17 protein-coding genes are annotated in these 20,575 nt (G+C 72.6%); 12 read left to right on the top strand and 5 right to left on the bottom strand.

Annotation, left to right across the window (positions count from 1 at the left end; translation table 11 throughout):
• The first annotated feature begins 45 nt into the window (after positions 1 to 45).
• Positions 46 to 705, top strand: a complete 660-nt coding sequence (locus ACFYYN_RS05775; protein ID WP_500436555.1) for a TetR/AcrR family transcriptional regulator C-terminal domain-containing protein — start codon at positions 46 to 48, stop codon at positions 703 to 705.
• 75 nt (positions 706 to 780) lie between these two features.
• Here the strand turns inward: ACFYYN_RS05775 and ACFYYN_RS05770 are convergent, their stop codons facing one another.
• Positions 781 to 2,133 carry a polysialyltransferase family glycosyltransferase gene (locus ACFYYN_RS05770; RefSeq protein WP_500544777.1) on the bottom strand — a complete coding sequence of 451 codons (1,353 nt, stop codon included), beginning with the start codon at positions 2,131 to 2,133 and terminating at the stop codon, positions 781 to 783.
• Positions 2,133 to 3,113, bottom strand: a complete 981-nt coding sequence (locus ACFYYN_RS05765) for a glycosyltransferase family 2 protein (RefSeq protein WP_500544776.1) — start codon at positions 3,111 to 3,113, stop codon at positions 2,133 to 2,135. The genes ACFYYN_RS05770 and ACFYYN_RS05765 overlap by 1 nt, the downstream gene beginning before the upstream one ends.
• A gap of 187 nt (positions 3,114 to 3,300) precedes the next feature.
• Here ACFYYN_RS05765 and ACFYYN_RS05760 point away from each other — a divergent pair, with 187 nt between their 5' ends.
• The 4 genes from ACFYYN_RS05760 to ACFYYN_RS05745 are packed head-to-tail and all read left to right on the top strand — an operon-like array spanning position 3,301 to position 7,996.
• Complete coding sequence (locus ACFYYN_RS05760; RefSeq protein WP_500326629.1) at positions 3,301 to 4,608, top strand: DUF6716 putative glycosyltransferase; 1,308 nt, start codon at positions 3,301 to 3,303, stop codon at positions 4,606 to 4,608.
• Between the two features lie 29 nt (positions 4,609 to 4,637).
• The gene (locus tag ACFYYN_RS05755; protein ID WP_500544775.1) at positions 4,638 to 5,924 is read left to right on the top strand and encodes a cytidylyltransferase domain-containing protein; all 1,287 of its coding nucleotides are present in this window, start codon (positions 4,638 to 4,640) and stop codon (positions 5,922 to 5,924) included.
• Positions 5,921 to 6,877: an N-acetylneuraminate synthase family protein gene (locus tag ACFYYN_RS05750; RefSeq protein WP_500326633.1), complete on the top strand. Its 957-nt coding sequence runs from the start codon at positions 5,921 to 5,923 to the stop codon at positions 6,875 to 6,877. The genes ACFYYN_RS05755 and ACFYYN_RS05750 overlap by 4 nt, the downstream gene beginning before the upstream one ends.
• A gap of 3 nt (positions 6,878 to 6,880) precedes the next feature.
• Complete coding sequence (locus ACFYYN_RS05745) at positions 6,881 to 7,996, top strand: hypothetical protein (RefSeq protein ID WP_500326635.1); 1,116 nt, start codon at positions 6,881 to 6,883, stop codon at positions 7,994 to 7,996.
• A 63-nt stretch (positions 7,997 to 8,059) separates the two neighbouring features.
• Here the strand turns inward: ACFYYN_RS05745 and ACFYYN_RS05740 are convergent, their stop codons facing one another.
• The 3 genes from ACFYYN_RS05740 to ACFYYN_RS05730 are packed head-to-tail and all read right to left on the bottom strand — an operon-like array spanning position 8,060 to position 11,188.
• Complete coding sequence (locus ACFYYN_RS05740; RefSeq protein WP_500544774.1) at positions 8,060 to 8,959, bottom strand: SecDF P1 head subdomain-containing protein; 900 nt, start codon at positions 8,957 to 8,959, stop codon at positions 8,060 to 8,062.
• The gene (locus ACFYYN_RS05735) at positions 8,952 to 9,323 is read right to left on the bottom strand and encodes a hypothetical protein (RefSeq protein ID WP_500436559.1); all 372 of its coding nucleotides are present in this window, start codon (positions 9,321 to 9,323) and stop codon (positions 8,952 to 8,954) included. Before ACFYYN_RS05735 ends, ACFYYN_RS05740 begins: the two co-directional genes overlap by 8 nt.
• The gene (locus tag ACFYYN_RS05730; RefSeq protein WP_500544773.1) at positions 9,320 to 11,188 is read right to left on the bottom strand and encodes an AbeC-like domain-containing protein; all 1,869 of its coding nucleotides are present in this window, start codon (positions 11,186 to 11,188) and stop codon (positions 9,320 to 9,322) included. The genes ACFYYN_RS05735 and ACFYYN_RS05730 overlap by 4 nt, the downstream gene beginning before the upstream one ends.
• A 206-nt stretch (positions 11,189 to 11,394) precedes the next feature.
• On the opposite strand from ACFYYN_RS05730, the gene ACFYYN_RS05725 reads away from it, so the two are divergent.
• The 7 genes from ACFYYN_RS05725 (at position 11,395) to ACFYYN_RS05695 (ending at position 20,563) form a co-directional block, all read left to right on the top strand.
• A complete protein-coding gene (locus tag ACFYYN_RS05725) occupies positions 11,395 to 12,966 on the top strand; it encodes a glycosyltransferase (protein WP_500544772.1) in 1,572 nt (523 codons plus the stop codon).
• Positions 12,967 to 13,531: 565 nt separating this feature from the next.
• Positions 13,532 to 14,734 carry a M20 family metallopeptidase gene (locus tag ACFYYN_RS05720; protein WP_500326644.1) on the top strand — a complete coding sequence of 401 codons (1,203 nt, stop codon included), beginning with the start codon at positions 13,532 to 13,534 and terminating at the stop codon, positions 14,732 to 14,734.
• Between the two features lie 154 nt (positions 14,735 to 14,888).
• Positions 14,889 to 15,938, top strand: a complete 1,050-nt coding sequence (locus ACFYYN_RS05715) for a BMP family lipoprotein (RefSeq protein WP_500326646.1) — start codon at positions 14,889 to 14,891, stop codon at positions 15,936 to 15,938.
• A gap of 257 nt (positions 15,939 to 16,195) precedes the next feature.
• Positions 16,196 to 17,746 (top strand): ABC transporter ATP-binding protein, encoded by a 1,551-nt coding sequence (locus ACFYYN_RS05710; protein ID WP_500544771.1) that lies wholly within the window; start codon positions 16,196 to 16,198, stop codon positions 17,744 to 17,746.
• Positions 17,743 to 18,858 carry an ABC transporter permease gene (locus ACFYYN_RS05705; protein ID WP_499513605.1) on the top strand — a complete coding sequence of 372 codons (1,116 nt, stop codon included), beginning with the start codon at positions 17,743 to 17,745 and terminating at the stop codon, positions 18,856 to 18,858. The genes ACFYYN_RS05710 and ACFYYN_RS05705 overlap by 4 nt, the downstream gene beginning before the upstream one ends.
• Positions 18,855 to 20,144: an ABC transporter permease gene (locus ACFYYN_RS05700; protein ID WP_500326650.1), complete on the top strand. Its 1,290-nt coding sequence runs from the start codon at positions 18,855 to 18,857 to the stop codon at positions 20,142 to 20,144. Before ACFYYN_RS05705 ends, ACFYYN_RS05700 begins: the two co-directional genes overlap by 4 nt.
• Positions 20,141 to 20,563, top strand: coding sequence for a cytidine deaminase (locus ACFYYN_RS05695; protein WP_500544769.1), 423 nt, complete (start codon positions 20,141 to 20,143; stop codon positions 20,561 to 20,563). Before ACFYYN_RS05700 ends, ACFYYN_RS05695 begins: the two co-directional genes overlap by 4 nt.
• Positions 20,564 to 20,575 lie beyond the last annotated feature (12 nt).

Below are 20,575 nucleotides of genomic sequence, written 5' to 3'. Positions count from 1 at the left end.
GTGTTAAATTGTCAAGGGGTACCGACGGACGGACAGGATGGGCACGTGGCAGCGACGCGACTGGACCGCGACAAGGTGGTGGAGACCGCCCTCGGCCTGCTGAACGAGGAGGGGCTGGAAGGGCTGACCCTGCGCCGACTCGCCAAGGAGCTCCAGGTGCAGGCACCGGCCCTGTACTGGCACTTCGCCAACAAGCAGGCCCTGCTCGACGCCATGGCCACCCGCATGCTGCGGCAGATGCTGGAGCGCGGCATGGGCCAGGAGGTCCCCGGCTCCGACTGGCGGGACTGGATCGCCACCGCCTGCCGCGGCACCCGTGCGGCCCTGCTGGCCTACCGGGACGGCGCCAAGGTCTTCAGCGGCACGCACCTCACCGACGACAGCCACGCGGGCGCCCTGGAGCGTTACCTGGGTGCCTTCGTCGAGCAGGGGTTCCGCGTCGAGGACGCCCTCAACGCGTGGTTCACCGCGTACACCTTCACCATCGGCTTCGTGATCGAGGAGCAGGCGGTGCAGCCGCTGCCCGGCCGACGCGACCCGCGCTACGACACCGACGAGCGGCAGGCCCGTCTCGGCGGGGAGTTCCCGCTGGTGGGCGAGGCCGGCCGGGAGATGTTCGACCACTACGACGCGCGCTTCGAGACCGGTCTGCGGGTCCTCGTCGCGGGCATCGAGCGGACCCTCGCCCCGGACGGCGCGCGGTAGTCACCGCGCGGCCATCAGCGCGCGGAGGGCCGGCGCGACCTCCGCGCCGGCCCCCGTGGCCCTGACGTCCCGAGGTCAGCCGCGGGACGTCACACGCCTGATCCGCCGTGCGACCCTGCGCACGGCCGGGTTGGCCGGCAGGAACGCCAGCTGGGACGGCACCGCCCCCGGGAGCGCCAGGGACGCCAGGCGGCGCCGCTTGAAGTAGCGCCAGGTGCCGGTGTCCAGGCCGTCCGTCAGGTAGCGGACCGCCTCGTCCCGCAGATGCGCGTACGTCTGGTGCTGCATGCAGTAGCCCACGGCGCGCACCAGCGGTGTCAGGTCCCGCTCGACCCGCTCCGCCGTCGGCGGCCGCCAGGCTTCCGCCGCCTCGCGGTACGTCCGGTCCTCCAGGTCCGGCAGGAGGCGGTCGGCGATCGTGACGGGCACGCGGTTGCTGTTCTGGTACGGCGTCAGCCGGTCCAGCACCAGCTCCGTGCCGACCCGGGCGACCGGCAGCCCGTACAGGGCGGACGCGGTGAACAGCGCGGTGGAGAAGCAGCCGACGACCAGCCGCGGGCGGGCCCGCAGGAAGAGCACCTCGGCGAGCTCGGACGCCCCGGCCACAGTCAGCTCCGCCCCCAGGGCCTCCGCCTCCCGCTCCAGCCGCCGCGACCAGTGCGCGGGCGCCGTCGGGTGCGGCTTGAAGACCACCGTGCGGTGCCCCGCCGCGACGGCGCCGCGCACCATGCGGACGTGCAGCTCCTCCTCCTCGGCGGCGGTGAGGACGCCCAGCGCCGACAGGTACTGGCCGAGCAGCAGCGCGCCGTCCTCGGGGAGGGGAGCCGGGGCCGCGTCGTGCTCCGCGATCCCCGCCAGGACGCCGGTGAAGGCCTCCGCGGGGACGAGCCGGGCCGGGACGTCGTGCTCCGACAGCAGCAGTGGCCGCAGCCCGGGGACCAGGTCCAGGTGCAGCAGCCGGCCCACCCGGGTCGTGACCAGCGGGTCCAGCTTGTCCCGGGTCGGGCCGTAGACCATGAGGCCGTCGGCGTACACCTCGACGGGCGCGCCCGGGAAGACGTTCACCAGCGCCAGGGCCGGGTCGACGTGCAGGGACTCGACGATCAGCTCGACCTCGTCCCCGCCGAGGTCCCACAGCCGCCGCAGGTGGCGCTCCCACAGGGGCACGTCCTCGGGGCGCGGGGACCAGCCGGAGGGGTGCAGCGGGGCGATCGTGTCGTTCCACGAGAGCACCCGGTCGAAGCGGCCGCGCAGCGCCCCGAAGCCCGGTGCCGTGTCCAGCGCCGGCGCGATCTCGGGCACGGCGGCGTTGTTGCTGACCAGCAGCAGCCTGCGGTCGGCCGGGGCGAACAGCCCGGCGTCCATCGCGGCGGCCACCGTGGCGGCGCCGAACAGCGTCGACGCCAGGAACACCTGGGTACGGGGCATCACGCGGCCACCGCCCCGGCGAGGCCGAGGCGCCTGCGTGTCCGGCGCAGCAGCAGGCTGCGCTTCATGTCCATCGAGTCCAGCGCCTCGTTCAGGATCTCCTGCGGCATCTGCTTCAGGGCGGCCGCGCTCATCGCCTTCAGCTTCCGTGCGACCCGGGGCTCGTAGCGGCCCATGGCGCCCAGGTGGTGCGCGATCACCGCGCAGTAGGTGCGCACCGCCTTGGGCAGGAAGCGGTCCGCGTCGGGGTCCGCCGCGGTCTCGGCGAGGACCTGGTCGAAGGAGCGGATGAAGTCCAGCTGGCGGGTGTCGCCGATCTGGGTGAGCGAGGTGGCCACCCCGCGCCGGTAGAAGACGCCCAGCAGGCCGACGACCGCGAAGGACTTCGCCTCGCGGTGCAGCCGCCAGATCCACGGCCGGTCCTCGGCGGTGCGCAGCCCGTCGGGGAAGTGCAGCAGGCCCGCGTCGACCAGCCGCCGGTGGTAGATCCCGGCCCAGGCGTACGGGTAGTCCACCGAGGTCGTGCGGTCGGCGGGGAGGATCGCCTCGCGCGGGTCGAGGGCGACCCCGCGGCGGCCGTGTGGCACCCGGGCGACGGTGCGCCTGCGCCCGTGGGAGACGACGTGGTCGGTGCGCACGAAGTCGGTGCCGAGGGTCTCGATGGCCTCCAGCAGCCGGGGCAGGTAGCCCTCGGCCAGCCAGTCGTCGCCGTCGAGGAAGGTCAGGTACTCGCCCCGGGCGGCGTCGATACCCGTGTTGCGGGCGGTGGCGAGCCCGCCGTTCCTCTCGTGGGAGACGAGTATCGCCCCGGGCAGGTCGGGCAGCGCGCGCTCGAGGATTCCCGGGGTGTCATCCGTTGCGCAGTCGTTCACGAGAATGAACTCGAAATCCGCGCGCGTATTCGCGCGGAGGCTCCTCAACATGTCAGGAGCGAAATCCTGCACGTTGTAGAACGGGACGATGACGGAGAGCTTAACCACGTCGCGCACCCTATGGGGCGGCTCGTCCCCCACCCTGACGCCTTCCCCACCCCAAGGTGAACGGGAGATGGCGGAATCATGAATCCGCCATCGGGGGCGGCCGATTCCCCATTCGGCGGCGCGTTGTTAACCGTCCGTTGGCGTTGCGTTGGAGACCCGCTCGGAATGCATTCCTAGCGTCTGCGGCGTGCCAGCAAGTACCGCCGACCCGATCAGGGTCACCGTCCTCGCCGACTCGGACACCCGATGGAAATGGGGTGCGCTGACGGCGCGCCGCATCGCCCCTGAGGCGCGGCTCGACGCCCGCCTGCTCCGCGGCCGGGCGACCCCGACCGAGCGCCAGCTCGCCGAGGTCGGCATCCCCGCGGACTCGATGCGCGAGGTCACGGCGGCGCAGTTCCTGGCCGGGACCTCCCGTGACACCGCGGACGTCGTCGTGCTCTCCTGCGTCGGCGGCACCGTCCAGGCCATGCTGCACGGACTCGCCCGCGCCTGGCAGGGCACCCCCCGCCGTCCGGTCGTCGTCACCGGCTACGTCGGGGTTGTCTACGAGAAGCTCGCCGACGGGCTCCTGCTGCGGGCCGGCGCCGACGCCGTGCTCGCCAACAGCGCCCACGACGCGCAGCGCTTCCGCGACGTCTACGAGGGCGTCGGCACCGACGCCGGGACGGTCGTGGAGACCGCCCTGCCCTTCCTGGAGGGCAAGCCCTACGAGCCCTCCGCGGACCGGCCGTTCACCGTGGTCTTCGCCGTCCAGCCCTCCGTGCCGGACAGCCGCAGGGACCGCACGTACCTGCTGGGCCGCGCGGTGGACCACGCGCGCTTCCACCCGGAGCGCGAGGTGCTGGTCAAGCTGCGCAGCAAGCCCGGCGAGCACACCACGCACATCGAGGAACAGCCGTACCAGAAGCTGGTGGCCAAGCTGGACCCGCCGAAGAACCTCAAGCTCGTCTACGGGCACATGGGCGAGGTCCTGGACCGCACCGACCTGCTGGTCACGGTGAGTTCGACGGCGGCGCTGGAGTCCATGCACCGCGGCATCCCCACGGCCGTCCTCACCGACCTCGGGATCCGCGAGGCGCTCGGCAACCACCACTTCCTCGGTTCCGGCGCCTACGCCTCCTGGGACCAGATCGACTCCGGCGAGGTGCCGAGGGTGCACCCCGAGTGGGCCCGCAGCCAGGGCATCGCCTCCGACGGCGACCCCTTCCGTGCCGTGCGCGAGCGCGTCACGGAACTGACCGCCGCCCCTGTGCTCCCGCCGCTGGCGCCGTACTACACGACCACCACCGCGCCCGGTTACCTGCCCGGCGTGCTCGCCCGCCACGGCCTCGACCCCAAGGGCGAGCCGCTGCCCGGCGCCGCGACCGAGCCCACCGAGCCCAGCCCGCTGCGCCGGGCCGTGCGCGACATCGCGCGCAACTCCGCGCGCGCCGCGTACCGCCAGGGCGTGCAGCGCGTCGCGCCCGTGATCCGCAGGTGGGGCCAGCTGTGAACCCGCCCCCCAAGTCGCAAGGAGCCACCATGCCAACGGTGTTGGCCGTCATTCCCGCCCGCGGCGGCTCGAAGGGCGTACCCGGCAAGAACCTCGCACCCGTCGGCGGCGTGCCGCTGGTCGTCCGCGCCGTGCGCGCCTGCCGGGAGGCCGGCCTCGTCACCGACGTCGTCGTCTCCACCGACGACCCCGCCATCGCCGACGCGGCCCGCACCGCCGGCGCCGAGGTCGTCCTGCGCCCGGCCGCCATCGCCGGGGACACCGCCACCAGCGAGGCGGCGGTCCTGCACGCGATGGACGCGCACGAGGCGATGACCGGGCGCGGCGCCGACGTGGTGCTGCTCGTCCAGTGCACCAGCCCGTTCATCACCACCGAGGACGTCAACGGCGTGGTCGCCGCGATCGTCGAGGACGGCGCGGACACGGCCGTGACCGTGGCCCCCTTCCACGGCTTCATCTGGCGTGACGCCGCCGACCAGATCGGCGCCGCCGCCGCGGCCGCCGACGAGGCCGCCGAGGGCGGCCGGACCCGTACGACGGTGGCCGCCGCGACCGGCGGTTACGGCGTCAACCACGACAAGGCCCACCGCCCGCGTCGCCAGGACCGCCCGCAGGACCTGCTGGAGACCGGCGCCGCCTACGCGATGCGCGTCCCGGGCTTCCGCGAGGCGAAGCACCGCTTCTTCGGCCACACCGCGCTGGTGCGGACCGACCCCGCCAAGGTCCTGGAGATCGACGAGCCGGACGACCTGGCCCGCGCCCGCGCCCTGGCCCCGCTGCTCGACCCCGCGACGGAGACCGCCCCCGAGGCGCCGGCGCACCCGACCCGCGACGACGTCGACGCGGTCGTACTCGACTTCGACGGCACCCAGACCGACGACACGGTGCTGGTCGACTCCGAAGGACGCGAGGCCGTCACCGTGCACCGCGGTGACGGGCTCGGGATCGCCGCCCTGCGCGACAGCGGCCTGCCCGTCCTGATCCTGTCCACGGAGACCAACCCGGTCGTCGCCGCGCGGGCCCGCAAGCTCAAGGTCCCCGTGCTCCACGGCATCGACCGCAAGGACCTCGCACTCAAGCAGTGGTGCGAGGAGCAAGGAATCGCCCCCGAGCGGGTCCTGTACGTCGGCAACGACGTCAACGACCTCGGCTGTTTCGCGCTCGTCGGCTGGCCCACGGCCGTCGCCAACGCGCACGACATCGTCAAGGACGCCGCCCGCTCCGTCACCGCAATGCCCGGAGGACGCGGAGCTGTCCGCGAGATCGCCTCGTGGATCCTCGGCCCCTCACTTTCCCGAAGGGAACTCTCCCAGTGACCACCACCAACGCCCGCCTTCGTCCGATCGGCGACCGCCTGGTCGGCCCCGGCCAGCCCGTCTACGTCACCGGCGAGATCGGCATCAACCACAACGGCTCCCTCGAGGACGCCTTCGCCCTGATCGACGCGGCCGTGGAGGCCGGCGCCGACGGTGTGAAGTTCCAGAAGCGCACCCCGGAGATCTGCACCCCGCGCGACCAGTGGGACATCGAGCGTGACACCCCCTGGGGCCGCATGACGTACATCGACTACCGCCACAAGGTGGAGTTCGGTGAGGACGAGTACCGCGCGATCGACGAGTACTGCACCAAGAAGGGCATCGACTGGTTCGCCTCCCCGTGGGACGTCCCCTCGGTCGAGTTCCTGGAGAAGTTCGAGAACGTCCGCGTCCACAAGGTCGCCTCGGCCTCGCTGACCGACGACGAGCTGCTGCGCGCCCTGCGCGCCACCGGCAAGACGGTCATCCTCTCCACCGGCATGTCCACCCCGAAGCAGATCCGCCACGCGGTGGAGGTGCTCGGCAGCGAGAACATCATCCTGTGCCACGCCACCTCGACCTACCCGGCGAAGCACGAGGAGCTCAACCTGCGGATGATCAACACCCTGCAGGGTGAGTTCCCGAACGTGCCGGTCGGCTACTCCGGCCACGAGATCGGCCTGCAGACCACGCTCGCGGCCGTCGCCCTCGGCGCGGTCTTCGTGGAGCGCCACATCACCCTCGACCGCGCCAACTGGGGCTCGGACCAGGCCGCCTCCGTCGAGCCGCAGGGTCTGGACCGCCTGGTCCGCGACATCCGCATCATCGAGCAGGCGCTCGGCGACGGTGTCAAGAAGGTCTACGAGGGCGAGCTCGGCCCGATGAAGAAGCTGCGCCGCGTGCCCGGCGTCATCGCCGAGCAGGAGGCGGCGCAGGCGGCCGCCGCGGCCGAGCCGCAGTCGGTGTCGGCCTGATCCATGAGCGACAGCGGCACTCTGGCACTCGTAGAGAGCCCCGTTCAGCTGCTCAACGTGCTGGAGTGGGCGCATGTTCACCCGCCCGCGGTGCCCACGCCGCGGCCCGGGACGGCCACGGCCGTCCCGGGCCCGGCGGCGCCCGGGCGGCCGCTCACCATCGTCGCCCTCGCCCCGCGTGACCCCATGACGCGTGGCCAGCTCCGTCGCATGACGGAGCTGGCGATGGACGAGGGCATCACGGTGCGCTGGTGCGAAGCCCGTTCCTCCCGGGGTTCGCTGTTGCGCACCGCCGTCGAACTGACCCCGGCCCTGCGGGCCGCGGGGCGGGTCGTCCTCGGCGACCCCTTCTCCCGGCTGGTGCAGGTGCTCCTGCCGCTCAGCCGGGCGAAGGAGATCACCGTCGTGGACGACGGCACGGCGACCATGGAGTTCACCGAACTCCTCGCCAGGGGTGCCCGGCTCGTCCGCTGGCACCGCAGCGGCCGCCGGCTGTCGCCGGTGGACGCCGCCTTCGGCGTCTTCGCCTCAGCCGCCCGGCGCCGACTCACCCCAGGCGCCGGGCGGCGGGTCGAGCTGTTCAGCTCGATGCCCGCCTCCCCTCCCCCCGGAATGGCGCTGCGGACCAACCGCTTCGCCTGGACACGGGCACGGTTCGGCCCGCCCACCATCAGTGCCGGCACCGACATCGTGGGCACCTCCCTCGTGGAGACCGGGGTGGTCGACCCCGAGCGCTACCTGACCGCCGTCGCCGCCCTGACCCGGGCGCACGGTGCCACTCGCTACTTCGCGCACCGCCGGGAGAGCGCCGACAAGCTGCACCGGCTCTCGGCGGAGACCGGGCTGCAGATCGTCCGGCCCGACCTGCCGCTGGAACTGATCGCCCGCCGTGGCCCGATCGGGCACACGGTCCTGAGCTTCCCCTCCACGGTCGTGCACACCCTGCCGCTCGCCCTGGAGGGCACCGGAGTCAAGATCAGGGTCTGCGACGTCGATCCGGAGTGGCTGACCGACCGGGCCTCGCCGCGGGCCCAGAGCTTCCTGTCCGGGATCACCGGCAGCGCCCGCGACCTGCACGGCCTCGCCTCGGTGGCCTCGGGCACGGCCGCCGTCAACTGAGGCCGTCCGGCAGGGCGGACGAGACCGACCCGCACCGGCCCGCCGGCCCGTTCCGCCGGCGGGTCAGTGCGTCACGGAGACGACCTCCATCTCCGTCGGCAGACCGCCGGTGCCCAGCTGGGCGGCGAGCCGGCCGGCGGAGCTGCGGGTGTAGTTGCCGGTGATGACGGCGGTGCCACCGGTGATGGCCGAGTTGACCAGCGGCGCCGACAGCACCGCGCCGTCCAGCACCATCGCGCACTGGTTGGCCGGGCTCAGCTGCGTGGCCAGACGCGCGGTGAGGTCGGCGAACTTCCGTGCGCCGCTGCTGCCGAAGGTCATCCGGATCTGCCATCCGGTGGCGTTCCGCGTGTCGAGCACGGCCTCCGCCTCGCTGATCTCGGTGCCGCCCAGGGCGACGGGTCCGAGCAGGTACTTCGTCCACGTGCCGCTCTCGGCCCGTTCGGCGCAGGCCACGGCCCACCGTGCGTCGCCCTGCTGGTGGTCGACCCGCTGGGCGGGCGCAGAGCAGTCCAGAGCGGCGTACTCCGCGCCACCGGGAGCGGAGCCGCCGGTGGCCGGGCGGGGACCCGTCCCGGAGCCGGACGGGGGCGCGGGCGAGCCGGTGCCGGAGGCCTCCAGCAGCACCACCGGCCGGAAGACCAGGACCGCGGGCTTCCCCAGCGAGGCGATCTCCCGCTCGCTCCCTCCGCGCAGGGAGAGGGTGACCCGGCCCGCGCCGGCCTCCACGGTGACGTCCTCGTAGCCGAAACCCTCGGCGCGCCGCCCCATGAGGTCGGCGATCTGCCGCAGCCGCGCCGCGTCCACGGGATCACGCGGGGCGAACACCGCCTTCGTACGGGGGCCGTCGGCGGACTTGCCCGCCCCCTCGCCGTCCCCCGGCAGCGAGCACGCCGCCGCCAGCGCCGCACAGCAGACCGCGAGCGCCACCATCGACCGCCCACGGCGCGGACGCTCACCCACCGGTGATCGCCCGTACGCTCTCGTGCACCGCCGTGACCAGCCCGCTCAGCGCGGTGGCGTCGCCGACGAGGGCCCGCAGCCGGGTCAGCCGTTCGCCCACCCGGCGGCCGTCCACCTCCTCCGCCGTGAGGTCGTCCGCCAGGGCGCCGGCCTCCTCCCCGGCGGCCTCGGCGCCCTCCAAGGCGTCCAGGCGGCGGCGGAGTTCGCCGATCGCGGCGAGCGCCGCGCGCAGCGCCTCGGCGTCCGTGCCGTCCTTGCGGGCGGACGACCCGCGCCCGGCGGCCAGGGCCGAGTCGCTGACCCGGGCGTCTCCCGCGATCACGATGCCGTGGTTGACCTGCGGAGCCGGATCCTGCGGCGTCACTTCGCGCCCCCCTCGCTGCCCGTCCCCGCCGCGGGCTGCCGGACGCCGGTGGAGATCGCGGCGGCACCGGAGCCCGCCGCGATGCTGCCGCTCATGGAGCCGCCGGTCATCATGATCCCCTGGTTGAGGATGACGTTCCGATGCTGCGTCAGGTCGCCCCGGTCCAAGCCGTGTTCGGCGAGGAACTCGGCGAGCGTGCCGAGAATCTGCAGCTCGATCTGCTTGCCGATCCGCGTGACGTCCACCTTCTGGAAGAAGTCGCGGTAGGTGTGCGAGGACGCCAGCTCGCGCAGGCTGATCCTGGCCCCGAAGTCATAGCGCCGGTCGTCCGTGATCGCCGTCCGCTGCGCCGCCAGGGCGCGCTCGCGCCGGGCCGGGGCGCGCAGCTCCGCATAGGCGTCGGGCAGCGCGGACATCAGCACCGAACGGCTGAGCAGCAGCGCGTCCGCGAGTCCGGGCGCCGCCTCCTCGGCCTCCTCGGGACGGGAGACGGAGTCGGCGACCCGGTAGGCCTCCCGGACCGGGGTCAGCACCAGGGTGTTGGCCTGCAGGTACAGCGTCGCCCCGCTCACCGCGGTCTGGACGAAGACCGACAGCACAAGGTCCGTCCCCCAACTGCGCACCTGCGCGGCCAGGCAGTGCCGTACGGGGCCGTCGACGACGCCCCGGGCCGCCGCGATCCGCTCCGAGGAGAGCTGGTCGGCCGGCCTGCCCTCGGGCGGCCAGTGGCCCGCGGCGCCGGGCCAGAACACCGCCTCCCCGTACAGCGCGTTCTGCCGCAGTTCCGTGCCGTGGACGAAGACCTTCTCCGTGACCTCCAGGCCGGGGATCCGGTCCACCGGGGAGGCCGCGGCCGCGCGCAGGGCGTCGAGGTCGTCGGCCATCCGCCGGATCAGCCCGGCCGTGTCGAAGGACACCGGCGGCGGCTCCTGCCCGGAACCCGGCTGGTGACCCTCGGGGGTCAGCCGCATCGCGAAGGACCACGAGGTGACCTCGTCGCCCGCACCCACGAAGGGCCGGTAGCCGCTGTAGACGACCAGGTTGGCGTCGCCGCCCACGGAGGACTGCGGCAGCCCCGCCGCGTCCGGGTCGCGGGGCGGATCCTCCGCGGGGGAGCGGAAGGCCTCACGGGTCAGCTGCTCACGGATGGCCTTCCACGCCGCGTTGCGCTGCTCCCAGGTGAACAGCCACGGGCAGCCGATCAGCAGCACCAGCGTCAGCAGGAAGGTCACCACCGGTCCGGCGCTCGGCCAGAACGGCACCAGCGCGCCGAGCCACGAGGCCGCCAGCAGGACGGCGAGCTGCACCGCCAGGGCCCGCAGCACCGCCATGACGGCCGGGTCGCGCTGCCCCTCCCGGACCCGGCGCCGCCTCGGCAGCACCGAGCCCGCCTGCGTGCCGCCCCCGGGCAGGAAGGCGGTGGCGAACCAGTAGGCGAGGGTGGTCACCGGGGAGACCAGCAGCGAGAGGACGAAGACGGCGCCGACGGCCAGATCCCGTTTGCGCAGGTCGCGCAGGGTCTGCTCGGCGTGGGCGCCGACCCGGTCGAGGTCGACGCCGTAGGAGGGCGCGCAAGCGCGGTACCGCTCGTGCCGCAGCTCGTGCACCACCCGGCGCGCGAAGCCCTCGTCCAGACGCGCCCCCGCGCACATGTAGCGGGTGGACGCGCTCCAGTCCTCCTCTGCGCCGTAGGGAGCCGAGGACGCCCCCTGCGGCGTCCGCGGCGCGTGCCCGGGGCGGGGCGGCGGCACCGCGGCCGTGCCGCCGCCCGCACCTCCGCCGCCTGCACCTCCGCCGTCCGCGCCGTACGCCTCCGTGTCCCCGGTGGCCCCCGTGCTCCCGGCGCCCGGGTATCGCGATGTCACACGCCCCACCCCTTTTCCCCTCGTCACACCAGTCTGGTGGCCGCCGGCGAGCTCCCGAAAGGCGCGGCAAGAGGGAAAACCGGTCGCGCCGGGGCGTGTTGAAGTGCGGGGGCGCGCAAGGGCGCGCGGGTCGGCGGCCGGTGTCGTTCCACTCTCCGCAAGATCCACTTCACCGAGCGGTCACCCGTACCCGGTTGTCTTGATCCATGGCAACGGCACCGAGGTCCGCGCCGCGCATCGCGGTCCTCGCGGACAGTGCGCTCGACGGTGACTCCCGGGCGCACCGTGTGGCGGCGGCCGCGGCCGCGGCAGGGTACGAGGTCACGCTCATCGGCCGCGCCCCGGAAGGGCCGCACGCCTCCGGGCGCGGCGCCGGCACCGCGCCCGGGGGAGTGCGGCTCATCCGCGTCACCGTCGCCGAGACGCTCCACCGGCGTCGGCTGCAGCGCCCCCGTCCGGGCCTGCGGCACGCCCTCGCCTACCGCAGCTCCGAGTCGCACGCCTACCGCACCGCGCTGCTCGCCGCCCACACGGCCCTGCTGGCCTCCCGCGGGGCCGAGCTGGACGTGATCCACCGCCCTTTACCGGTGAAGGCCGCCGCGCGTCTGGCCCACGCGGGCGGCAGGTTCCGGCACGTGCTGCGCCGTGCCTGGACGGCGCTGCGCTCGGCGCAGTACCGCGCCGCCGTCCGCCGCCGCGCCACCCCCGGCGGACCCCTCGAAGGCGCCGCCGCCACCGCGACCCGGCTGCTGCTCGGCAAGCGCTGCTGGCGCCGGCTCGACCCGCTCCTGCTCGACCTGGAGATCGCCTACGGCCCGGTCCTCGACGAACTGCGCCCGCACCTCGTGCACGCCCTGGGCCACCGGACACTGGGCACTGCCGTGCGGGCCGCGATGCGCGCCGAGGGCACCGGCCACAGGGTGGAGGTGGTCTGGGACACCACCGCCAAGACCGAGCCCACCCGCCGTGCCGCCGTCGCCCGCGACGCCCACGAGCGCAGCTACGTGCCGCTGACGGACGGCGTCGTCACCGTCGCCGACACCTACGCCGACCGCCTCCGCGAGCGCCACGGGCTGCCCGCCCGCCCCGCGGTGGCGCGCAACACCCCGCCGCACGAGCCGCTGCCCTCCCCGCCGCCGCCCGGCGTCCGCGACCGCTGCCACCTCGCCCCGGAGGTCCCGCTGCTGGTCCACAGCGGCTCCGCCGGTCCCGCCCGCGGCCTGCTCACGGTCGTCGATGCGCTGCCCAAGCTGTACGACCTGCACGCCGCGCTGGTCGTCCCCGACCTCGACGACCCCTGGATCCGCACCCTCACCGGCCGCGCCGCCGAGCTGGGCGTGGCCCGCCGGCTGCACGTGCTGCCCTACGTGCCGCCCGCCGAGATCCCGCGCTTCCTGTCCTCGGCCGACATCGGGGTGCTCCCGGTGCACCGGCTCCCCGACCGGCAGGTCGCGCTCCCGGCCCGCTACTTCGAGTACGCGCACGCCCGGCTGCCCGTGGTGGTCAGCGACGTCCGCGTGCTGGCCCGGCCGACCCTGGAGATCGGCAACGGCGAGGTCTTCCGCTCGGGGGACACCGCCGACTTCGTCCGTGCCGTCGGCGCCGTGCTGACCAACCCGCGCCGCTACCGCAAGGCCTACGAGCGTGCGGACGTGCTGCGCGAGTGGTCCTGGCAGAAGCAGTCCGAGCCGCTCGTCGACCTCTACGCCCGGCTCCTGGGCCCGCGCCGCCCCTCCCCCGAGCCGTCCGGATCCGGGGCTCCCGCCGCCTTCGCCTGAGCCGCAGCCTGAGCCGCCCGGGGCCGGTCACAGGGCGTTGCCTCGCGGACGGCCGGCCGTCCGTGCCGGCCGGGTCCGCGTGCCGACTCGGCCGACCTCGCGGAGGCCGCCGGGCTGCCCGCCGGTCCCTGAGCCAGGGGGATCCGGGCCCTCGCCCGGCCCGTGCCGGGTCACCCGCGGGGAGTGGTCCCGCGCCGGGCCATCGGTGGTGGTGGACCGCGCCGTCCGCATGCCGGTCCGGCCGACGTGGGAGGACGCTCCTGGGCCCGCGCCGCCGCTCCCCCGAGCCGTCCGGATCCGGGGCTCCCGCCGCCTTCGCCTGAGCCGCCCGGGGCCGGTCACAGGGCGTTGCCTCGCGGCAGGGCGATCGTTGGGCCACTATGGAGTGGCTAGGGATAAACCAGGTTCATACCCCTGTACAGCGCGGGGTACGCGCCGAACGGGGGAGTTTTTCTTCCTCGCGCGGCATGAATTTACGGCGATGTAGCGATCAGGAGCACAGATGCGGTCTAGCCTGTCGGAGGTGAACGACTCAGCCTCCGAACCCTCCGAAAACCCCGTGCCAGTGGCGCCCACAGTTCCCGCCGCACCCGAAGGTGCGCTGTTGGGCGTCGTGCCCGAGCGGCTCAGGGCCGAACTCGTGGCGTTCCGGCGGGACCTGCACATGAACCCCGAGCTGGGTCGGCAGGAGTTCCGTACCACCGCCGCGGTGAAGGCCCGCCTGGAGCAGGCCGGCCTCAAGCCACGTGTGATGCCCGGCGGCACCGGCCTGCTGTGCGACATCGGCGCCACCGACCCGGAGCGTCCGCGGCTGGCGCTGCGCGCGGACCTCGACGCGCTCCCGATCCCGGACACCAAGCGTGTGGAGTACCGCTCCACCGTCCCCGGCCGGGCGCACGCCTGCGGCCACGACGTGCACACCACGGTGGTGCTCGGCGCCGGCCTGGTCCTGGCGGAGCTGGAGCGCGAGGGCAAGCTGAGGCGTCCGGTACGGCTGGTGTTCCAGCCGGCCGAGGAGGTCATGCCGGGCGGTGCGCTGGACGCCATCAAGGCGGACGCGCTGGACGGCGTGGGCCGGATCCTGGCCCTGCACTGCGACCCGAAGGTCGAGGTCGGGCGGATCGGGCTGCGTCAGGGATCGATCACCTCCGCCGTGGACCGGCTGGAGCTCTCCCTGGACGGCGCGGGCGGCCACACGGCCCGCCCCCACCTGACCACCGACCTGGTGATGGCCACCGCCAAGATGGCCACCGAGCTGCCGGCCGTGCTGGCCCGCCGGATCGACCCCCGTTCCGGGATGAGCATCGTGTGGGGCCGCATCGAGGCCGGTCACGCGGCCAACGTCATCCCGCAGCACGCCGAGCTGGAGGGCACGGTCCGCTGCCTGGACCTGAACGCCTGGCACGAGGCCCCCGACCTGGTCCACGAGGTGATCGACCAGGTGGCCGCCATGTACCGGGCGAAGTGGGAGCTGACGTACCACCGCGGGGTGCCGCCGGTGGTCAACGAGGCGGACTCGACCGAGTTGCTGCGCGACGCCATGACGGCCCGCTACGGCGCGCACACCGTCGAGGACACGGAGCAGAGCCTGGGCGGCGAGGACTTCTCCTGGTACCTGGAGAAGGTTCCGGGCGCGCTGGCGAGGTTGGGCGTACGGCCCGTTGGGGACACGTCAAAGCGTGATCTGCATCAAGGTGACTTCGACGTCGACGAGGGCGCGATCAAGGTCGGCGTGGAGCTGTTCACCTCCGCTGCGCTGCTGGCATGACGGTGGGTGACCCGGTCGACACGGCCGGGTCACCTGGCCGAAATGCGACGATCCGATAACGGGCGGCCAACCCCCCTTTACCTGACATCTACGCGCGTTAAGCTCCGGTTAAGCCAGCGCCGGACGGGGCGCTCAGAGTTGAAGGGGTACCCTCTTGCGCCGGGTAACCAAGATCGCCGCCGCGGGTATAGCCTCCGCGGCTCTCGCGCTCACCGCGACCGCTTGCGGCAGCAGCTCCAAGGACAGCGACGGTGACAGCAGCAGCAGCGGCAAGCTGAAGGTCGGCGTCGCCTACGACGTGGGTGGCCGTGGTGACCACTCGTTCAACGACTCCGCCGCCCAGGGCCTGGACAAGGCGAAGGAGGACTTCGGCGTCGACGTCAAGGAGCTGACCGCCAAGACCTCCGACACCGAGGCCGACCGCGAGCAGCGCCTGGAGGACCTGGCCGACGCGGGTTACAACCCGGTCATCGGTGTCGGCTTCGCCTACGGCGAGTCCATCACGGCCGCGGCCAAGAAGTACCCCAAGACGACCTTCGCGATCGTCGACTCGGTCGTCGACGCCAAGAACGTCGACAGCATCGTCTTCACCGAGGAGCAGAGCTCCTACCTCGCCGGTGTCGCCGCCGCCCTGAAGACCAAGGACAACAAGGTCGGCTTCATCGGTGGCGTGGACATCCCGCTGATCAACAAGTTCGAGGCCGGCTTCCGCCAGGGCGTCGAGGACACCAACTCGAAGGTCAAGGTCACCACCCAGTACCTGACCAGCGGCTCGGACCTCTCCGGCTTCTCCGACCCCGCCAAGGGCAAGGCCGCCGCGCAGGGCATGCTGGACAACGGCATCGACGTGATCTACGCCGCCGCGGGCTCCTCCGGCAACGGCGCCATCGAGGCCGTCGCCGGCAAGTCCGGCGCCTGGGCGATCGGTGTCGACTCCGACCAGCACGAGCAGCCGGGTCTGGCCAAGTACAAGGACTCGATCCTGACCTCCGCGCTGAAGAACGTGAACGTCGCGGTCTACGAGGTCGTCGAGTCGGTCAAGAGCGGCTCCCCGCTGACCGGCACCCACGCCTACGACCTGGCCAAGGACGGTGTCGGCCTGTCCACCAGCGGTGGCTTCATCGACGACATCAAGTCCCAGCTGGACGAGGCCAAGAAGAAGATCGTGAACGGCGACATCAAGGTCAAGACGACCGTCAAGTGACGCCCGGTCTCTCGTGAGCGCCGGTCGCGAGGCTCGGGAGGGGACAGCCCAGGCTCCCCCCTTCCCGGGCCTCGCGCCTGTGTTCAGCCGGGTGTCGCGCACGCGGTGTCCGTTGTGACTCTTCCCTTTATGGATCTGGCAACGCTACGCGCGTAGAGGCCCCTTCTCGCGATACGTTCGCCACACCCCGCCCGCCCCGCTCTTTTCCGCGAGGAGAGTGCGCCATCAACGCGTCCAGCCCCCCCAGCCAGAATGCCGTGGAGCTCCGCGGCATCACCAAGCGATTCCCAGGTGTCGTGGCCAACCACGACATCGACATCACGGTTCGCCGTGGCACGGTGCACGCCCTCGTGGGCGAGAACGGCGCCGGCAAGTCGACCCTGATGAAGATCCTCTACGGCATGCAGAAGCCGGACGAGGGCACCATCACCATCGACGGCGAGCGGGTCACCTTCCACGACCCGGGCGACGCCATCGCCCGCGGCATCGGCATGGTGCACCAGCACTTCATGCTCGCCGACAACCTCACCGTCCTCGAGAACGTCGTCCTCGGCAGCGAGAAGCTGTACGGCATCGGCGGCAAGGCCCGGGCCAAGATCAAGGAGATCTCCGACGCCTACGGCCTCGGGGTGCGCCCGGACGTCCTGGTGGAGGACCTCGGTGTCGCCGACCGTCAGCGCGTCGAGATCCTGAAGGTCCTCTTCCGCGGCGCCCGTACGCTGATCCTCGACGAGCCGACCGCGGTCCTCGTCCCGCAGGAGGTCGACGCGCTCTTCGACAACCTGCGCGAGCTCAAGGCCGAGGGCCTGACCGTCATCTTCATCTCCCACAAGCTGGGCGAGGTGCTCTCCGTCGCCGACGAGATCACCGTCATCCGCCGGGGCACCACGGTCGGCTCCGCCGACCCGCGGACCACGACCCCGAAGCAGCTCGCGGAGCTGATGGTCGGCAGCGAGCTGCCGTCCCCCGAGACCCGGGAGTCCACGGTCACCGACGTCCCGATGCTGACCATCGACGGTCTGCACCTGTCGGAGACCGACCTGGAGGGCATCGAGCGCGTCGTCCTGGACCAGATCTCCTTCACCATCCACAAGGGCGAGGTCCTCGGCATCGCGGGTGTCGAGGGCAACGGCCAGGCGGAGCTCGTCGAGGCGATCATGGGCATCCTGCCGCCCGACGCGGGCCGGATCGGCCTCGACGGCGACGAGATCACCCACCGCCCGACGCGCAAGCGCCGCGAGGACGGCATCGGCTACATCCCCGAGGACCGGCACCGGCACGGCCTGCTGCTGGAGGCCCCGCTCTGGGAGAACCGCATCCTGGGCCACGTCACCGAGCGCCCCAACAGCAAGGGCGGTTTCCTCGACCCGGCCGCGGCCCGCCGCGACACCGAGCGGATCGTGCGCGAGTACGACGTCCGCACCCCCGGCATCGAGGTGACCGCCGCGTCCCTGTCCGGCGGCAACCAGCAGAAGCTGATCGTCGGCCGCGAGATGAGCCACCGGCCCAAGCTGCTGATCGCCGCGCACCCCACCCGCGGTGTGGACGTCGGCGCCCAGGCGCAGATCTGGGACCAGATCCGCGAGGCCCGGCGCGAGGGCCTGGCCGTCCTGCTGATCTCCGCCGACCTGGACGAGCTGATCGGCCTGTCCGACACCCTGCGCGTCATGTACCGCGGCCGTCTGGTCGCCGACGCCGACCCCGCCACCATCACCCCGGAGGAGCTGGGCTCCGCGATGACCGGCGCGGCCGCCGGCCATCTGGAGCACGAGGACGGCGACGCCGACCACGGGGGAGAGGAACGATGAAGAAGATCGACAAGGAGCGGGTGCTCCTCGCCGTCGCCGCCCCCGTGCTGGCGCTCGTGGCCGCGTTCGTGATCACGGCGCTGGTGCTGCTCGCCACGGGCAAGGAGCCGTTCGGCGCCTTCGGGACGATGTTCGACTACGGCTTCAAGAGCGACAGCCAGGTCGAGATCATCAACAAGGCGACCACGTACTACATCGCGGGCATCGCGGTGGCCGTCGGCTTCCGCATGAACCTGTTCAACATCGGTGTCGAGGGCCAGTACCGCCTGGGCGCCTTCTTCGCCGCGGCCGTCGGCGGCGCGGTGACGCTGCCGGGCTTCCTGCAGGTCCCGCTGATCATCGTGGTCGCCATGATCGTCGGCGCGATGTGGGCCGGCATCGCGGGCCTGCTGAAGACCTCGCGCGGGGTCAGCGAGGTCATCGCGACGATCATGCTGAACTCGATCGCCACCTACATCGTCGGCTACCTGCTCAAGGACGGCCGGCTCGGCCACCTGGACAAGGCGCAGACCTCGGTGTCGACCACGCCGCTGCCCTCCTCAGGCCACCTGTTCAACTTCGACATGGGCGAGGACATCGGCCAGATCTACGGCTTCGTCGTGCTCGCCGTGGTCATCGGCATCGGCTACTGGTTCGTGCTGGGCCGTACCCGCTTCGGCTTCGACCTGCGCAGCGTCGGCATGTCCGAGAGCGCCGCCACCGCGAGCGGCGTCAGCGTCAAGCGCATGGTGATCACCAGCATGCTGATCTCCGGCGGTCTGGCCGGTCTCACCGGCATGCCGCTGCTGCTGAACGACGCCCACGCCTACGGCTCCGACCTCTTCCCGGCCGGCATCGGCTTCACCGGCATCTCGGTGGCCCTGCTGGGCCGCAACAACCCGGTCGGCGTCGCGCTGGCCGCGCTGCTGTGGGGCTTCCTGGAGCGTGGCTCGGGCCGCCTGGAGTTCGACGGCTACGACAAGGAGATCGTCGGCGTCATGCAGGGCGTCATCGTCCTGAGCGTCGTCATCGCCTACGAGGTCGTTCGGCGTTACGGCCTCAAGCGCCAGCAGCAGAAGGTCGGCGAGGAACTCGCCGCCCAGGCCCGCACCAAGAAGGAGGTGACGGCGTGACCGCCACGATGACCCAGACCCCGCCGCCCGCGGCTCCCAAGGCCGCAGGGGCCAAGGGCCGCAAGGGCCGCCTCTCCTTCCCGATGATCCTGCTGATCATCGCCGCCGCGCTCGCGCTGGTGTCGGTGGTGCGGATCATCACCGGTCAGGACCAGCTCACCGCCCAGGGCCAGATCACCGCGGCGCTCGGCCTCGCCGTGCCGATCGGCCTGGCCGGTCTGGCCGGTCTGTGGTCCGAGCGCTCCGGTGTGGTCAACATCGGCCTCGAGGGCATGATGATCCTCGGCACCTTCTTCGGTGCCTGGGCCGGCTGGCAGACCAACCCGTGGCTGGGCGTCCTCGCCGGTGTCGTCGGCGGTGCGCTCGGCGGTCTGATCCACGCGGTCGCCACCGTCACCTTCGGCGTCGACCACATCATCTCGGGCGTGGCCATCAACATCCTGGCGCTCGGTGCCACCCAGTACCTCGCCAAGCTGTGGTTCTCCACCGGCGACGCGGCCACCAAGGGCGGCAACCCCAAGCAGTCCCCACCGGTCGACGCCCTGCCGTCGTTCGACATCCCCGGGCTGTCCGACGGGCTGGCGAGCATCGAGAAGCACGGCTGGTTCTTCGTCTCCGACCTCGCCGGCGTGCTCGGCGGCCTGGTCACCGACGTCTCCGCGCTGACGGTCGTCGCGGTGCTGCTCTTCGTCGGCAGCTTCTTCCTGCTGTGGCGCAGCCCGTTCGGTCTGCGGCTGCGGTCCTGCGGTGAGAACCCGGTCGCGGCCGAGTCGCTCGGCGTCAACGTGTACCTCTACAAGTACGTCGCCGTGATCACCTCCGGCGGTCTCGCCGGCCTCGGCGGCGCCTTCCTGGCGATGGTCCCCGCGCACATCTACCTCGAGGGCCAGACCGGCGGCCGCGGCTACATCGGCCTCGCCGCGATGATCTTCGGCAACTGGCGCGTCGGCGGCCTCGCCACCGGCGCCGGACTGTTCGGCTACTCCGACGCGCTCCAGCTGCGCAACGGCGGCCCGACGGTGCACGCGCTGCTGCTGCTCCTGGTGGTCCTGCTGGTGCTGCTGGCGGCCTGGAAGCTGTGGAAGCGCAGCTTCTGGCAGGGCGGCGTCAGCCTGGTCGTCGGCGCGGCGGTGCTGGGCTGGTACCTGTTCACCGACGAGGTGCCCGGCGAGTTCGTGGGAGCGACCCCGTACGTCGTCACCCTGCTGGTGCTCTCCCTGTCGGCACAACGTCTGAGGATGCCCAAGGCTGACGGTATGAGGTACCGGAAGGGTCAGGGCAAGTGAGCGACACCGCGGGCCCGGTCGGCGTCGACGACGTCGACTGGGAAGGCCTGCGGACGCAGGCCCGGGACGCCATGTCCCGGGCCTACGTCCCCTACTCGCACTTCCCCGTCGGCGCGGCCGCACTGGTGGACGACGGGCGGGTCATCTCGGCGTGCAACGTGGAGAACGCCAGCTACGGACTCGGCCTGTGCGCCGAGTGCGGGCTGGTGTCGACCCTGCACGCCACCGGGGGCGGTCGGCTCGTCGCCTTCACCTGCGTCGACCGCAAGGGCGACCAGCTGATGCCGTGCGGCCGCTGCCGTCAGCTGCTGTGGGAGCACGGCGGCCCCGAACTGATGGTGGAGATGTCCGACGGCATCCGCACGATGCGCGACGTCCTCCCCGACGCGTTCGGCCCGGACGACCTGACCAACCGCTAAGAAGGTACGTGA

The organism is Streptomyces sp. NPDC001902 (assembly GCF_042891295.1).
Lineage (GTDB): Bacteria > Actinomycetota > Actinomycetes > Streptomycetales > Streptomycetaceae > Actinacidiphila.
This window is presented reverse-complemented; position numbering and strand designations above follow the sequence as displayed.

Coding starts and splice junctions, on each gene's coding strand:
- ACFYYN_RS05705 (WP_499513605.1), top strand. CDS start 17,743: ATGAAGAAGATCGACAAGGAGCGGGTGCTCCTCGCCGTCGCCGCCCCC.
- ACFYYN_RS05745 (WP_500326635.1), top strand. CDS start 6,881: ATGAGCGACAGCGGCACTCTGGCACTCGTAGAGAGCCCCGTTCAGCTG.
- ACFYYN_RS05770 (WP_500544777.1), bottom strand. CDS start 2,133: ATGCCCCGTACCCAGGTGTTCCTGGCGTCGACGCTGTTCGGCGCCGCC.
- ACFYYN_RS05725 (WP_500544772.1), top strand. CDS start 11,395: ATGGCAACGGCACCGAGGTCCGCGCCGCGCATCGCGGTCCTCGCGGAC.
- ACFYYN_RS05755 (WP_500544775.1), top strand. CDS start 4,638: ATGCCAACGGTGTTGGCCGTCATTCCCGCCCGCGGCGGCTCGAAGGGC.